This is a genomic window from Rhizobium sp. X9, from assembly GCF_018873185.1.
GTDB lineage: Bacteria > Pseudomonadota > Alphaproteobacteria > Rhizobiales > Rhizobiaceae > Agrobacterium > Agrobacterium oryzihabitans.
Window position 1 is genome coordinate 20,237 of the sequence record NZ_CP071314.1, and the last position, 15,252, is coordinate 35,488.

A 15,252-nucleotide genomic window follows, 5' to 3' on the forward strand; every position below is an offset into this window, starting at 1 on the left:
GCGTCGGGCTTCTGCATGCAAAAAGATAGCAGATTATAATCTGTTTATAAGCAAATTATTGGTCGTGCGAGCTGGTTAAAGCCGGGATCGACCCGGCCCAAACCAGTTGAGAGGCGCCCGCGCCCCGCCTCTCAAGCTCTCCCCCACCCTTCCCTTTTTGAGTGAACGGCTGCTAAAGGCCGCTACTGCAGATTTGCACCTTGCAGAATCAGTGCGAATCGGAGTTTCCTGTAACGATGAGCGCAGCAAAACCAGTCAGAGAAAAAGTGGCAGCCCATCGCCAGCGTTTGCGCGAGGCGGGGCGGATCTATGTCAGTACTGATCTTCCCACCGATCTGGTGGACTGTCTTGATAAGATCAAGGCAGAACGCGGGCTGGCGTCGCGGGCGCAGGTGTTTGAATTAGCTTTAAAGGCGTTTGTCGAAAATGAAATGAGGGCATAACGAAAAAACCCCTCGCCGCTGGTAACGGCTAGGGGTTTTCGGTCAGTTACGACATCGGCTTTTGGGCCTGCTAATCTAAGTCCCAAGATAGTCGAGTGTTCAAGAACCTGCAAGAGGTGTCTCTTGTCGGAACGATGAATCTTTGTCCGCTGTCCACAGTCGTGCCCGCCTGAAAAAGGAGGCGGAAAGGACCATGTTTGAACAGATTGGGGCGGTGCTCGCAGGGGCAGCGGCCGAGCGGGAACGTACACCCGTTCGGCGGCAGAGCCGTGCGCGCGGACGATGCGAAGGCGTATTCTGGCGGCGCACGAACCGACAGGACGTGCGCGCGATCGTGCTGGCGGCACGACGCTATGAACTGGCAGGCCGGCAACCTGGTGCTCGCAATGGCCCCTTGGGGGGCGTTGCGATCGAACTGCTGGAGCTGTTCGCCAATCTAGTTGATTTCCGCACCGGTCGGCTGGAGCCGGCGATCGATACCCTCATGCTGAAGCTCAGGCGCTCGCGTGACGCGATCGTGCGGGCACTGAAGAACCTGCGCGCCCATGGATTCCTTGACTGGCTGCGGCGCTATCAGCCGACAGGCAACGAGGGACGCGGGCCACAGGTCAAGCAGACCAGCAACGCCTATCGTATGTCTTTGCCCGATCGGGCGCGGCAGCTCCTTGGACGTTGGGGCATGGCCCCTCCGCTTCCAGACGATCATGTTCAAGCCGAAGCAGAACGCGCAGCTGACATCGAAGCGCATAGGGTGTCGCTCGATATTGAAGCCCGAACTCTGTTCGATGTTGGTGATAATCCGTTGGGCCAGGCGCTTGCTCGCCTTGGAAAGGCAATCAATCTACGTGAGTCCGTCAGACAGACTGAATCCCTATCTAGTTCTATAAATAATAGAAAAGAATAAGCGGACGTCGCCGTTCGGACCTCTTGCGAGGTCCTGCGACGGTTCCGGCCCGCAATAAGCGCGGGCCGGCTCGGCACCTGTAGCATCAAACAACGCAGCTTCGCACCTGCGGCCAATGTCCTATGGCTTTTGAAAAGGAGAGGAGGAAAAATTTGGTGCAAAAATAATTTAGCAGCTTGTAAGCTTCTAGCTGTTTATTGTCTTATAGTAAGCTGCATGTAAATTGTTTATAAATACAAAGCTGCTAGCTTTCAGCTAATTAGCAGCTTTGGAGATGCGTTATGCCCGTCATTTCATTCGTGTCGAGCAAAGGCGGGGTCGGCAAAACAACGTCTGCCGTCGTGCTTGCCGGCGAGTTCGCTGCGGCCGGCCGCAAGGTGGTTCTGATCGACGCCGACCCCAACCGCCCGCTTGAAGCCTGGGCACGCCTGAAGGGCACGCCGGACTCCGTGCAGCTTATGATCGATGATTCCGCTGAGACCATCATCGATACGATCGAGGAGGCCCGGGCGAATGCTGATTTTGTCATCGTCGACCTGGAAGGCACGGCGACCGACCGAATTGGTTTTGCGATTGCCCGCTCGGATCTCGTTTTAATCCCGCTCCAAAGCTCTGTGCTCGATGCATCGGAAGCCGCTAAGTCCGTAAAGCTGGTTCACCAGATGCGGAAGGTCGCCAACCGCGATATTCCTTACAGGGTGTTCTTTACACGCGTCCCGCCAGCTATTCGCGAGCGGACCGCTCGCGACATCGATCGACAGTTTTCCGACGCGGCAATACCGGTCTTGCCTGCAACTCTGGTCGACCGCGCCGCTTACCGTGCACTGTTTTCTCTCGGTGGAATACTTCACGATCTGGAAGCGTCCGACGTTTCGGGATTGCAGAGTGCCAAGGAAAATAGCCGTGATTTTGCCCAGGCTGTTATCAACGCTTTGAGAGGAGAGGGAGCATGAGCACTGACGATAAGAAGCGCGCGACCCTCGATTTCGGGGATCTGGACAATACGCCAGCGCCGCCAGTTGATAATAATGCCGTTAAGGCCGCGACCAGAGCCGCGGGGTTTAGAGAAACACCCAAGGCTGCCAGCTTTGAAGCTGCCCCTTCCATTCGGACCATGCGCAGAACGCGTCGGAAAACGGGACGTACAGAGCAATTCGCGACTCGCCTTCGCGCAGAAACTATCGAAGCGATTTACAATTATGCGGATCAGCACGAGATCACTCTGGCAGAAACCATTGAGCGAGCAGTTGAAGCTCTCAAAAGAGGGGCGGAATGAAGCTCTTGAAGGGTAACGCTCAGCGTTATATATTTGTGGGTAAGGAACCGGCGTGAGAGTTTTCAAAAACGGCTGGTTTCAGAAATTTGCTCGAAAGGAGAAAATCTCCGACGCCATGCTTTGTGAGGCTGTTGCGCGCGCCGAACGCGGTCAGATCGATGCCGATCTGGGATCTGGTCTCATCAAGCAGAGGCTTGCCCGGTCTGGTGCGGGAAAGTCCGGTGGATTCCGGACGTTGGTTTTCTTCCGAACGCAGCAGAGGGCTGTTTTTGCCTTTGGCTTTGCCAAGAGCGACATGGCCAATCTTGATGATGCCGATGAGGCTTATCTGAAAAAGGCCGCGAAGCTGGTTCTAGGATTTACAAATGAGCAGATGGACGCGGAAATCGCTGCGGGGCGTATGTTAGAGGTGAAATGCGATGAGTAAGACCTACAAAAGTGAGGCATTGGCAGCCGTCCACGAAATGATGGAAGGTTTCTACGAGTCCGGAGCGATCGACAAAAAGACGATGCGCGAATTTGATGAAGGCTGCTTGACAACCGTGGAGCCCCTGACCCCGGAAGAAATTCGGACTATCCGTGAGCGCGAAAGCATTTCGCAGCCCGTTTTTCGGGTAGGTGCAGGATACGTGTAAAAACCGGTCACAAGCGTTTTTGGGAGGCTATCGTCTAAGGTCTTCGACGCCGAGTTCTTTCCATATCCATGAGAAATCGTAGGTGGCCATGGGGTTGTGCGGGTCAGGCCCGGACGATGATCGCATTTCGAGATATTTGAGCCATTCGGCGACCTTTTCGCGACCGGCCTTTGTCCGGGCGGCGGCGCGCGGGGACTTGTCGCCGAGCATGCCGACGGGTTCGTCGAGTGTGGCGCGATATTGTTTGTCGAGCATGGCCTGAACGAGCGGTGTCGCCACTTCCGGCGGGATATCGTCCTTCGATGGCTTTCTCCCCTGTTGGGCAGCTTTCAGCTGTTCGATGGTCTGGATGCTGGTGAGCGGCGCGCGCACCATCTTGTCGAGGATATTTTGCACCAGCTCCCCGCCTCTTTGCGCCCGCTCGGCAGAGTTGACCATCAGGACGAGAAATCGGCCTTTGATTTCGAAATTGCCAAGGACGGGCGTACCGTCTTCCATGGTGACGCCAGCGACAAGCGCATCCGGGTGACCGGGCCGACCGGCTCCCTTGGCGGGCGGGCGACCGAGCCAGTTCCAGAACAGTGGATTTTCCTGGCGCAGGTCGGCGATACCGGCGAAGCGATCGGCGATGTCTCTTTCCGTGATGCCGGTTTCCATGGGAAAGCGCACCTCATGAAACACGATGTCGTCGCCATCGCTGTTACAGACGAGCGGCTGAACCTCGCCGAGCACCCTGGGCAAGGTGTCAAACAGAAAGGCATGGGTGAAGAGAGGCGCTGCCAGGCGGAGAGTGTCGTCGTCGAGGATCAGTTTCTTTCGGGATCGCTTCTTGCCGGTCATGCCCTTGAGCCCTTCGAACAGGGCTTCTGATGCCTCCGGCGAATAGGGTAACAGGCCACCGGTGATGACGTTCGTGCCACCGACATGGACGATGCGGGCGGCGATCCTTTCCCATTGCCGCAAGGTTTGAGTAGCGGTTCCTTCGCTGACCGTCACGGGATCGCCACCGCGCAGGATATCGCGCGCCAGAAAGCTTTTGCCGGGCACGATCTCACTGACTTCGTAGAGACTGATGACCGAGGCACTGATCGCCTTGAGATAGGCCTTGCTGCGGGCAGTTTCCTTAAAGCCCCGGCTTTTGAGATAGATATCGACGAAGGTGTGACCGTCCGGTTCGAAGGCCTGGGTGAGAAAATCCTCGAAGGCGCATCCCCAAAGGGTCATGGCCCAATGGCTGCCGAGAAGCTCGAAAATCTCTTCGTCATCCAATCCGAATTCGTCCATGACGGGCCAAAAGTGGTCGCCCATCACCTCCTCGAACTGGAGCGCCCAATCGTCCCGGCCGAGGAATTTGACGAGGGCGTTCAGATTGAAACTGTTCGCGTTCATGGATGATCCTCCATCGCCAGGGCTGACCTGTCGTTTTTATTGCGTGATCGGGCCTGCTTGACGATCTCTCCGACGCGACCTCGGCTGGCCCGGCCCTCGACAGCCTCTTGGATCTTGCGGATGCTGAGATCGGTGGAGGTGGCGAGGGTCTCGATTTCCTCGACCAGACGGGAGCTGAGCCTTGGCCGGCCGAGATGTTTTCCGCGAGCGGCGGCCGCTTTCATTCCGGCCGTGACCCGTTCGCTGATCAGGGATGATTCCAGCTCGGCCATGGCGCCGATGATGGTGAACATCGCCCGGCCCATGGGACTTGCGGTGTCGATCTGGTCCTGCAGGCTGATGAAGCGCACGCCGAGGTGGTCGAATTCTTCGAGCGCCGTCAGGAGATGGCGGGTCGAGCGGGCGAAGCGGTCGAACTTCCAGACCAGGACACAATCGAGTTCGCGGTTGCGCGCGCGGGTCATCAGGGCGTTGAGCCTGGGGCGCCCTTCGCGGCGGCCGGAAACCGCGATGTCGCAATATTCGCCGACGATGGTGAGACCGGCGCGCTCGGCGTAAGCACGCAGGCCGTCATATTGCAAGTCTGGCTTCTGGTCGGGCGTGGAGACACGCAGATAGAGGGCCGCATGGTTCTGTTGCGGCGTGGGTGCCGGGCGGCGGCGTCCTTTAATGTATTCCTTTTTGGACAGCGAAACGCTATGGGCCGAAGCCTTTGATTTAGGCACTTTCCATGACCCCTTCGGCGAACCCTTTTCCGGACACCTTTATGACATCGATCGACCGTACTGCCTACCCTCGGCTCAGTGAGCGTCTTACCCGGGAGGAACTGGAGCGCAGATACGGTCTGAGCGAAGCCGATCTCGTCTTTATCAGGAACAAGGCACGCGGTGCATCCGGCCGCCTGACGCTGGCGGTTTTGCTGAAGACGCGCCAGGCTCTCGGTTTCTTTCCTGCGCCTGATGACCTCCATAGTGATACGATTGCCCATTTGGCAGCGCAACTGGGTTTTGTCGATCCGCCGATACGTGTGGTTGAAGACGTCGGCGAAAAGACACTCTATCGGTATCGAACGGCGGTCCGTGCCTTTCTCGATGTCGTGACCTATGACGACAGGGGCGAGGAGCTGCTGGCAACCACGATCACGGAAGCGGCCTCAACGATGAGCGATCCGGCCGACCTGATCAATCTGGCGATCGAGGTTCTGGGTAAGGCATCGATTGATCTGCCGGCGTTCAGCACACTCGATCGACTGGCCAATCACCTGCGCATGAAAGTCCATACGAAGATCTACACCCGGACCGCGGAACGTCTGGGCGATGAAGACGTTGCCTTGCTGGATGGTTTGCTGGTCGTTGAATCTGGTGCTGTGACGACCGGCTTCAATCGCCTCAAACATGCCCCGGGCCCGGCCCGTCCTGAAACGATCAAGCTCTGGACGGAACGGCTTGGATGGCTGACCGGCATGCTCGATCCCGATCCTCTCCTCAATGAGATCGCCCATACCAAGCGCCGTCAGTTTGCCGCCGAGGCCCGTAGCATGGAGGTGAGCGATCTTCTCGATATCAGCCGGCCGGGCAAGCGGCATACTCTGCTTCTATGCCTGATCCAGCAGGCTCGCGCGCAATGCCGCGACGAGTTGATCGAAATGCTGTTGCGCCGGGTCCGCAAGACCCAGAACACCGCCAGGGAAAAGCTGAAATCCCTGCAGGACGAGCACCGGGAGATCGAAGAGAAACTGATCACGGTATTGGGGCAGATGCTGGAGAACACCAGGCTGAGCGAAACCGATATGGAAGTTGGCCGTCGGATCAGAGCCGTACTGGCGGAACGTGGCGGCCTCGATCTTCTGTCCGAGCAATGCGAAACGGTCTCGGCCTTTCACCACAACAATGACTTGCCGCTCCTTTGGCCGATCCATGCCAAGGTCCGCGCCCTGCTGTTCAAGCTGCTCGACCTCATGGATATCAGATCGACAACGCAGGACCTCAGCCTGTTGGAAGCGCTGAGCATCGTCATTGATAACAGGAACGCCCGTCGCGACGAACTGGCCTATGATATCGACCTGTCGTTCGCCTCGCAGCGCTGGCAGAGCTTTGTGATCAAGCGCCGCAAGTCGGGTGTCATACTGGACCGGCGTGCCCTCGAAGTCTGTGTGTTCATACATCTGGCCGACGCACTGCAAGCCGGTGACCTCTTTGTCGTGGGGGCTGAAACCTTCAATGATTACCGCACCCAGCTCCTGTCCTGGACGGAGTGTGAGGCACGCCTAGCCGATTATTGCGCCGAGCTTGGGCTGCCGCGTTCCGGCGAGGGATTTGCCGCATGGATGAAGGAACAACTGCTGGCAGCCACCGCCGCTGTGGATGCCGGCTTTCCAGAAAATACGGAGTTGAGCATCGATGCGAGCGGTGTGCCGCACCTCAAGCAACAGAAGGCATCCGGCCAGCCGGAAGGGCTGATGATCTTCGAAGCCGAAGTCCATGCCCGTATACGCGAGCGGCACCTGCTCGATATTCTGAAGGACAGCACAAGCTGGACTGCCTTCACCCGCCACTTCGGACCGCCATCGGGAGCCGACCCGAAAATTGCAAGGGCGCTGCAGCGCTACATCCTCACGGTGTTCGGCTACGGCTGCAATCTCGGCCCCGTCCAGACCGCTCGTCATGCTGTCGGCATCGCCAGCGCCGACACTCTACGCCGGCTCAATGCCCAGCATATCGACACGGCCAAGCTCGAAGCCGCGATGACCGACCTGATCAATGCCTATGATCGTTTCGAGTTGCCGAAGCTGTGGGGCGCCGGTCAGGCAGCGATCGCAGATGGCACTCACATTCCGCTGCGCGAAAACAATCTGCTGGGCTCTCAGCATATCCGCTATGGCGCCTACGGCGGCATCGCCTACCACCATATCGCCGACAATTACGTCGCGCTGTTCACCACCTTCATTCCCTGCGGTGTCTGGGAAGCCATCCATATCCTCGATGGCCTCCTGAAAAACCGCTCTACCGTCCAGCCGGACACGCTGCATGCCGACACCCAGGGCCAGAGCGAACCCGTCTTCGGGCTGGCACGTATGCTTGGGATCAAGCTGATGCCGCGCATGCGCAACTGGGCAGACGTGACCTTCTATCGTCCCGATAAATCGGTCTCCTACCAGCACATCGATGCGCTCTTCGGCCGCGAGATCGACTGGCGGCTGATCGAAACGCACTGGCAGGACATGATGCAAGTGATCCTCTCCATTCAGGCGGGTCTGGTGCTGCCCTCGATGTTGCTGCGAAAACTCAGCTCAAACAACCGCAAAAACCGGCTCTACCAGGCCTTCCGAGAACTCGGCCGTGCCGAAAGAACGTTGTTTCTGTTGCGTTATATCTCCGACCCACAGGTCCGACGTTCCATTCGCGCTGAAACGACCAAGATTGAATCCTACAACGACTTTCTCGACTGGATTACCTTCGGAGGCCCTGTCATCAAGAGCGGCGATCCCGTCGAGCAGGAAAAGCAGGTCAAGTATGCAAGCCTCGTCGCCAATGCCATCATGCTGTCCAACGTCGCCGACCTGACCGACGTCATCAACTCCATGGCGGCCGACGGTCTGACTGTCACACCAGAACTCGCAGCCTCCCTGAGCCCCTACGCGCGAGCGAAAATCCGGCGCTTCGGGAAATACTCAATTGACATGGAGGATATCCCGGAACCGCTCAACCCGGCCCCTCTGCCGTTTGAAATTCCCTTGTGACCGGTTTTTACATGTATCCTGCACCTACCCGTTTTTGCCCGCTATCTCAACGTCAGCAAGGGGCTGGTTTCGGATTGGGAGCGTGGTGTTAAGAGGCCGAGCGGCCCGGCGCTCCGCTTGTTGACGGTTGTCCGCAACAAGGGCTTACAGGCGATTGCCTGATTGTGCGGCGGCAGCCGCACCAAGCCCGGAGGCGAACGCTCTTATTTAAATTGGGCTGTAGAGAGCCGAGGCTTCTCATGACTGTCAACGGCGGAGTAAAAACCGGCCACGGGGCGGAGCAAAAGTCGGCCACTGTGGTGCCGGCCTGAGACCGCCGGGAGGGCTTAAGCCCGAGCGGTGGTCTCAGGCCGGCGCGGCGATTTTTTGAGGGGAGTTTAGCCGGCCTTTCGGGCACGACTTTGAGCGAGACGATAGCTGTCGCCGTTCATCTCGAGGATGTTGACGTGGTGGGTGATGCGATCCAGCAGTGCGCCAGTCAGACGCTCGGAGCCCAAGGTTTCCGTCCATTCGTCAAATGGGAGATTGCTGGTGATCAAGGTGGCGCCGCGTTCGTAGCGTTGCGAGATCAGCTCGAAGAGCAACTCCGCCCCGGTCTTCGACAGTGGCACGAAGCCCAGCTCATCGATGATCAGCAGCTTATAGGGGTCGGAACAAGGTCTGTTCAAAATCCTGCGCTAAGGTCGAACGGACCGTGACCCCTCGTCTCGAACCCGCATAATGGTCTGCCGGCTGGTCGCGAATTTCCTTGCTATCGCCGAAACGCTCATGCCCTTCGCGAGATCGTTGCGGACACCCTGCTTCTGTTCATCGCTGAGCGTGAAGGGTCGGCCGAGGGTCTTGCCTTCCGACTTGGCGCGCTTGAGACCGGATTGCGTCCGCTCGATCAGCAAATCCCGCTCGAATTGGGCGACGGCATTGAGCACATTCATGGTTATGGTGCCGGCCGAGCCGGTGAGGTCGGCGCCGCCGAGCGCGAGGCAATAGACGCGCACGCCCAATTCGGCCAGTGTTCTGACGGTGGTGCTGACGTCGATCGCATCGCGGCCGAGGCGGTCGAGTTTTGTCACGATCAGAATATCGCCGGATTCCAGCTTGTCCATGAGCTGGGAAAAGCCGCGGCGTTGCGCGATGGCGGTGCTGCCGGAAACCGTCTCGGTGACGATCCGGCGCGGTTCGACCTGGAAGCCGGCGGCTTCGATTTCCTGAATCTGGTTCTCGGTCGTCTGGCCGGTCGTGGAGACGCGGACATAGGCGAAGGTGCGTGGCATGAGGGCAATTTTGTCCGAATAGGCTGTCCAAAATATCGCCTCTGTTCATAAATGTGTCAAGATAATTTGTGGACAGGGTGTTTTGCCCCTGTACGCAATCGTCCGTTTCCGGACAGAGGTTTGGCCACCAGCGCATATTGTAAGGAGTAAGAAGGGGTCGTTTGCGGGAGAGGGCGAAATCCTACGCTAAGGCTTTGGCCAACGATATTCTCCGGTAAGATTGATGTGTTCCCAGGGGATAGGAGAAGTCGCTTGATATCTAGTATGACGTCTGTCGCACCTGCTTGATCGCGGCCGCGATAGCTAGATCGCGTTGCTCCTCTTCTCCATCCGCGTTCCAAGCTGCGGAAAGGCACCCATAAGCGTACGCCTGGTCGAGCAGGCGACGCGGATCGACGTCCAGCGCACGAGAGAATGCGTCCGCCATCTGTGCAATGCGTCTAGGATCGAGACAAAGGTCGTCTCTGTCAGCCGGATCGTAGAACATATTGGCGGCGCCAAAGCCCACTTCACCGACCAGACCGACGGGATCTATCACCAGCCAGCCGCGACTGGAGAACATGATGTTTTCATGATGCAGATCGCCATGTAGCCCACGCAGTTCCGAGGCATTGCTCATCATTTGATCGGCTATAATCGCCGCGTGGACGTAGTCAGTTTGACAACCTGCGTTTTGATCATCGCGCGCCCGCTGAAACAAAGCTGCAAAGCGATCCCGGATCGGGAGAAGGGCAGAAGGCAGGGGTTCCTCAGATGCGGCATACAGCTTCGCCATTAGTTCCGCTGCAATTTCGGTCGCCTGGTAGTCGCCGTGCTCGGCAACGATGTGAGAGAGCATTCGCTCCCCGGCATATTCGAGCAACATCAGATTGTTCTCACGACCGAGCAACCGGACTGCTCCCCTCCCATTGCGCCATACCAGATAGTCGGCCCCGCGCAGTTCATCAGCAATGTCTTCTATAGGTTTCAATCCCTTGACGATTGCAGGAGTCCCGTCTGGCAATGAAACTTTCCAAACGAGGCTGGAAAAGGTGTCCGCAATGAGAACAGGTTGCGAAACGTGCCAATGAGCAGGAAAAACAGGCGGCATGAACATCAACCCCAAGTCAGAGGGTCCAATCGCAGATAGAAGGCAAGGCGTTCGCGGTCGGGGGCTTCGATCCCCAATACATTGAATAGGACAGCGAAGGCGCGCTCTGCTTCATCTGGCGCTGCCCAGTTCTCTTCGGCGTTAGCAATCATGAGTGCCAAATCGGCATAGCGATCTGCTGTTCCGAGCCGCCCAAGGTCGATCAGACCCGTGCATTGAAGAGTTTTAGGGTCCACCATGAAGTTCGGCATGCAGGGATCACCATGGCAAACAACCATATCGGTGCGCTCTTGGTCGAGCCGCACCGGTAGCTCTCGTTCGACACGAGCCAAAAGATCGAGCTGCGGCGTACTCTTGTCCTCGTCCGGTAAGAAGTCGGGATTGACGGCATTGCGGGACACCACATCAACGGCGCGTCCGAACATTCGCGACAGCCTGCGCTCAAACGGACATTGATCAACCGATAGGCTGTGAACAGCGCCAAGTTGCTGCCCCATTGACGGCCACGCTTTGAGCAAATCCGCTCCAGACAGATCAGCCGCCGGTACTCCCGGAATTGCCGTTATCACCAAGCATGCACCCTCCTGTTCCTCCTGCCAGTTGATCACCTCGGGGCAAGCCACACCTCGACCTTTGAGCCAAATGAGGCGGTCACGCTCTCCAGCGAGCTCACCGCGGCGGGAAGCAGGTGCGATTTTCGCGAAGGCATGCCCGTCACCACGTCGAAAAACAAAATCACCAGATTCTCCGCCTCTGACAGGCAACCAGTCAGAATGCGATTCACCAAAAAAAATATTAGTTCGATTCAATGGAGGTTCCTTCAGTTTTCTGATGAAGCGCGGAGGTGGCTCAACCTGCGAAAAGAAACGAGTTGCTACGTAAGTCCGAGAACATGCTTTCCATGGTCTCTGAGCTCGCCTTTGGGACCGACATATCGGTAGAGAGTGACGCGCTCGATGCCGAGTTCCTTGCAGAGATCGGAAACTGAAGTATCGCGCTGGGCCATGGCGGCTTGCGCGAGACGCACCTGAGCTTTGGTGAGCGCGAATTTTCGTCCGCCCTTGCGACCGCGCGCTCTCGCGGAGGCGAGACCCGCCATGGTGCGCTCTCGGATCAGATCCCGCTCGAACTCGGCCAAGGTGGCGAAGATTCCGAACACCATGCGACCGGACGCAGTCGTGGTGTCGATCTGAGCGCCCTTTCCAGTCAGAACCCGCAGGCCGATCTTGCGGTCTGACAGCTCCTTCACCGTGTTGACCAGATGGGCAAGCGATCGTCCGAGGCGATCGAGCTTCCAGACCACCAGCACATCGCCGTCACGCAATGACTTGAGGCAGGCAGTCAAGCCAGGGCGATCATCACGACCGCCGGAAGCAAGATCATCATAGATATTGTCCCGTTCGACACCTGCGGCGCGCAAGGCGTCGTGCTGCAGGTCGAGAGACTGCGAGCCATCGGCTTTGGAGACGCGGGCATATCCGATCAGCATGTATCACAAACGTTGGTTTGAGGCGGCGCTTCGGCCACGATTGCATTGACCTCTGGAAATGTATCTCAACCAGCTTCATAAATAAAGCGTCTTGAACGCTATCAGATTTTGAAAAAGGAACATGTATGCCGCGTCGCGTCACTCTAACCGATCGGCAGAAAGACGCGCTGTTGCGCTTGCCGACTTCACAGACGGATTTGCTCAAGCACTATACGCTGAGTGATGAAGACCTTGGGCATATCAGGCTGCGTCGGCGCGCTCACAACAGGTTCGGCTTCGCCCTGCAATTGTGTGTCCTGCGCTATCCCGGCCGGGTGCTGGCTCCAGGCGAACTGATCCCTGCAGAGGTCATCGAATTTATCGGAGCGCAGCTTGGCCTGGGTGCCGACGATCTCGTAGACTATGCTGCCCGCGAGGAAACACGGCACGAGCATCTTGCCGAGTTACGGGGGCTCTACGGCTTCCGCACCTTCTCCGGACGTGGTGCGAGCGAGCTGAAGGAATGGTTGTTCCGAGAAGCCGAGATGGCGGTGTCGAACGAGGATATCGCCCGTCGCTTCGTAGCCGAGTGCCGACGCACCCGCACTGTCCTTCCCGCGACATCCACGATCGAGCGGCTTTGTGCCGCGGCTCTCGTCGATGCCGAGCGACGCATCGAGACGAGGATCGCCAGTCGGCTGCCTATGTCGATCCGAGAACAGTTGCTGGCATTGCTCGAGGAGACGGCTGATGATCGGGTGACCCGTTTTGTGTGGCTGCGCCAGTTCGAGCCTGGCTCGAACTCTTCGTCGGCCAACCGGCTGCTCGACCGGCTCGAATATCTGCAACGCATCGATCTCCCCGAGGATCTGCTTGCCGGCGTTCCTGCCCATCGGGTGACTCGTCTGCGCAGGCAGGGTGAACGGTATTATGCCGACGGCATGCGCGATCTCCCGGAGGACAGGCGGCTTGCGATCTTGGCTGTTTGCGTCTCGGAATGGCAGGCGATGTTGGCCGACGCAGTGGTCGAAACCCACGACCGGATCGTCGGCCGTCTCTACCGTGCTTCGGAGCGTATTTGCCATGCAAAGGTCGCAGACGAAGCGGGGGTGGTGCGTGACACCCTGAAATCCTTCGCCGAGATCGGGGGCGCCCTGGTCGATGCACAGGATGATGGCCAGCCGCTGGGCGATGTCATCGCGAGTGGGTCAGGGTGGGACGGCTTAAAAACCCTTGTTGCAATGGCAACCAGGCTGACCGCCACCATGGCCGACGATCCGCTCAATCATGTGCTCGACGGTTATCACCGCTTCCGCCGATACGCTCCACGCATGTTGCGCCTGCTCGATCTGCGAGCTGCGCCCGTTGCACTGCCGCTTCTGGAAGCGGTGACGGCCCTTCGTACCGGTTTGAACGATGCCGCGATGACCAGCTTCTTGCGGCCCAGCTCGAAATGGCATCGCCACCTTCGGGCCCAGAGGGCTGGCGACGCTCGCCTATGGGAGATCGCGGTGCTGTTCCATCTGCGCGATGCGTTCCGCTCCGGAGATGTCTGGCTTACTAGGTCCCGGCGCTATGGCGATCTGAAACACGCACTCGTTCCGGCACAATCCATCGCGGAAGGCGGTCGTCTCGCTGTGCCATTGCGGCCGGAGGAATGGCTGGCAGACCGGCAAGCTCGCCTCGACATGCGGTTGCGCGAGCTTGGCCGTGCCGCTCGCGCAGGCACGATCCCGGGCGGGTCGATTGAAAACGGCGTTCTGCATATCGAGAAACTCGAAGCCGCCGCGCCGACAGGCGCCGAAGATCTGGTGCTCGATCTCTACAAGCAGATCCCGCCCACGCGCATCACCGATCTCCTGCTGGAGGTGGATGCGGCGACCGGCTTCACCGAAGCGTTCACCCATCTGCGCACAGGAGCACCCTGCGCTGACCGGATCGGGCTAATGAACGTTATCTTGGCGGAAGGGATCAACCTCGGCTTGCGCAAAATGGCGGATGCGACAAACACCCACACCTTCTGGGAATTGATCCGCATTGGACGGTGGCATGTCGAGGGCGAAGCCTATGACCGGGCGCTGGCCATGGTGGTCGAGGCACAGGCAGCGTTACCCATGGCCCGGTTCTGGGGCATGGGCACGTCGGCTTCGAGCGACGGACAGTTCTTCGTCGCTACAGAGCAAGGTGAGGCCATGAACCTGGTCAACGCGAAATATGGCAATACCCCGGGCCTGAAAGCCTATAGCCACGTCTCCGACCAATATGCGCCGTTCGCAACCCAGGTGATTCCTGCAACGGCAAGCGAAGCGCCTTACATCCTCGATGGCCTGCTGATGAACGATGCTGGACGCCATATCCGCGAGCAGTTCACCGACACGGGCGGCTTCACCGATCACGTCTTTGCCGCATGTGCCATTCTCGGCTACCGGTTCGCTCCGCGCATCCGCGACCTGCCATCCAAACGGCTCTACGCGTTCAATCCGTCGGCCGCCCCGGCGCACCTGCGAGCGTTGATCGGCGGAAAGGTCAACCAAGCCATGATCGAGCGCAATTGGCCCGACATCCTGCGCATCGCCGCCACCATTGCTGCCGGGACCGTCGCGCCAAGCCAGATTCTGCGGAAACTCGCCTCCTATCCGCGGCAGAACGAGCTCGCGACAGCCCTGCGGGAAGTCGGTCGCGTCGAGCGCACCCTGTTCATGATCGACTGGATTCTGGATGCCGAACTCCAACGGCGTGCCCAGATCGGGCTCAACAAAGGCGAAGCTCATCATGCGCTGAAGCGGGCAATCAGCTTCCACCGCCGCGGTGAAATCCGCGACCGTTCCGCCGAAGGCCAGCATTACCGCATCGCCGGCATGAATCTGCTCGCCGCCATCATCATCTTCTGGAACACCATGAAGCTCGGCGAGGTCGTTGCAAACCAGAAACGCGATGGAAAGCTGCTATCGCCCGATCTCTTGGCCCATGTTTCGCCGCTCGGATGGGAACACATCAATCTCACCGGAGAATATCGCTGGCCAAAGCCTTAGCGTAG

The 15,252-nt window shown here is 58.5% G+C and carries 13 protein-coding genes and 3 pseudogenes; 9 read left to right on the plus strand and 7 right to left on the minus strand.

The window, feature by feature from the left end:
• The first annotated feature begins 236 nt into the window (after positions 1-236).
• The 6 genes and pseudogenes from JZY08_RS26965 to JZY08_RS26990 form a co-directional block, all read left to right on the plus strand.
• Positions 237-443: a hypothetical protein gene (locus JZY08_RS26965; protein ID WP_216333628.1), complete on the plus strand. Its 207-nt coding sequence runs from the start codon at positions 237-239 to the stop codon at positions 441-443.
• Positions 444-636: 193 nt separating this feature from the next.
• On the plus strand, positions 637-1,347 hold the full coding sequence (locus tag JZY08_RS26970; RefSeq protein WP_216333630.1) for a helix-turn-helix domain-containing protein: 711 nt from the start codon (positions 637-639) through the stop codon (positions 1,345-1,347).
• A gap of 281 nt (positions 1,348-1,628) precedes the next feature.
• Positions 1,629-2,300, plus strand: a complete 672-nt coding sequence (locus tag JZY08_RS26975; protein WP_216333632.1) for a ParA family protein — start codon at positions 1,629-1,631, stop codon at positions 2,298-2,300.
• Positions 2,297-2,623, plus strand: a complete 327-nt coding sequence (locus tag JZY08_RS26980) for a stability/partitioning determinant (RefSeq protein WP_216333633.1) — start codon at positions 2,297-2,299, stop codon at positions 2,621-2,623. The genes JZY08_RS26975 and JZY08_RS26980 overlap by 4 nt, the downstream gene beginning before the upstream one ends.
• A 52-nt stretch (positions 2,624-2,675) precedes the next feature.
• Complete coding sequence (locus JZY08_RS26985) at positions 2,676-3,050, plus strand: type II toxin-antitoxin system RelE/ParE family toxin (protein ID WP_216333634.1); 375 nt, start codon at positions 2,676-2,678, stop codon at positions 3,048-3,050.
• Positions 3,043-3,234: pseudogene (locus JZY08_RS26990) on the plus strand (transcriptional regulator); the annotation flags it as partial. The gene JZY08_RS26985 and the pseudogene JZY08_RS26990, both read left to right, overlap by 8 nt.
• A gap of 51 nt (positions 3,235-3,285) precedes the next feature.
• On the opposite strand, the gene JZY08_RS26995 reads toward JZY08_RS26990, so the two are convergent.
• Positions 3,286-4,647 carry a hypothetical protein gene (locus tag JZY08_RS26995; protein ID WP_216333530.1) on the minus strand — a complete coding sequence of 454 codons (1,362 nt, stop codon included), beginning with the start codon at positions 4,645-4,647 and terminating at the stop codon, positions 3,286-3,288.
• Positions 4,644-5,372, minus strand: coding sequence for a recombinase family protein (locus JZY08_RS27000; RefSeq protein ID WP_216333531.1), 729 nt, complete (start codon positions 5,370-5,372; stop codon positions 4,644-4,646). The genes JZY08_RS26995 and JZY08_RS27000 overlap by 4 nt, the downstream gene beginning before the upstream one ends.
• Before the next feature lie 41 nt (positions 5,373-5,413).
• Here JZY08_RS27000 and JZY08_RS27005 point away from each other — a divergent pair, with 41 nt between their 5' ends.
• A complete protein-coding gene (locus JZY08_RS27005; RefSeq protein WP_216333532.1) occupies positions 5,414-8,386 on the plus strand; it encodes a Tn3 family transposase in 2,973 nt (990 codons plus the stop codon).
• 27 nt (positions 8,387-8,413) lie between these two features.
• Positions 8,414-8,548 (plus strand): annotated as a pseudogene (locus tag JZY08_RS27720) (helix-turn-helix domain-containing protein); the annotation flags it as partial.
• Between the two features lie 215 nt (positions 8,549-8,763).
• Here JZY08_RS27720 and JZY08_RS27010 read toward each other — a convergent pair.
• From JZY08_RS27010 to JZY08_RS27030, 5 genes and pseudogenes are all read right to left on the minus strand, one after another.
• Positions 8,764-9,030: pseudogene (locus JZY08_RS27010) on the minus strand (ATP-binding protein); the annotation flags it as partial.
• A gap of 33 nt (positions 9,031-9,063) precedes the next feature.
• Complete coding sequence (locus JZY08_RS27015; RefSeq protein ID WP_160788063.1) at positions 9,064-9,657, minus strand: recombinase family protein; 594 nt, start codon at positions 9,655-9,657, stop codon at positions 9,064-9,066.
• Between the two features lie 259 nt (positions 9,658-9,916).
• On the minus strand, positions 9,917-10,753 hold the full coding sequence (locus tag JZY08_RS27020; protein ID WP_000480968.1) for an aminoglycoside O-phosphotransferase APH(6)-Id: 837 nt from the start codon (positions 10,751-10,753) through the stop codon (positions 9,917-9,919).
• Positions 10,753-11,556 (minus strand): aminoglycoside O-phosphotransferase APH(3'')-Ib, encoded by an 804-nt coding sequence (gene aph(3'')-Ib, locus JZY08_RS27025; RefSeq protein ID WP_001082319.1) that lies wholly within the window; start codon positions 11,554-11,556, stop codon positions 10,753-10,755. Before aph(3'')-Ib ends, JZY08_RS27020 begins: the two co-directional genes overlap by 1 nt.
• 65 nt (positions 11,557-11,621) lie before the next feature.
• Positions 11,622-12,236 (minus strand): recombinase family protein, encoded by a 615-nt coding sequence (locus JZY08_RS27030; RefSeq protein WP_000904906.1) that lies wholly within the window; start codon positions 12,234-12,236, stop codon positions 11,622-11,624.
• A 125-nt stretch (positions 12,237-12,361) separates the two neighbouring features.
• On the opposite strand from JZY08_RS27030, the gene JZY08_RS27035 reads away from it, so the two are divergent.
• A complete protein-coding gene (locus JZY08_RS27035) occupies positions 12,362-15,247 on the plus strand; it encodes a Tn3 family transposase (RefSeq protein WP_001138082.1) in 2,886 nt (961 codons plus the stop codon).
• Positions 15,248-15,252 lie beyond the last annotated feature (5 nt).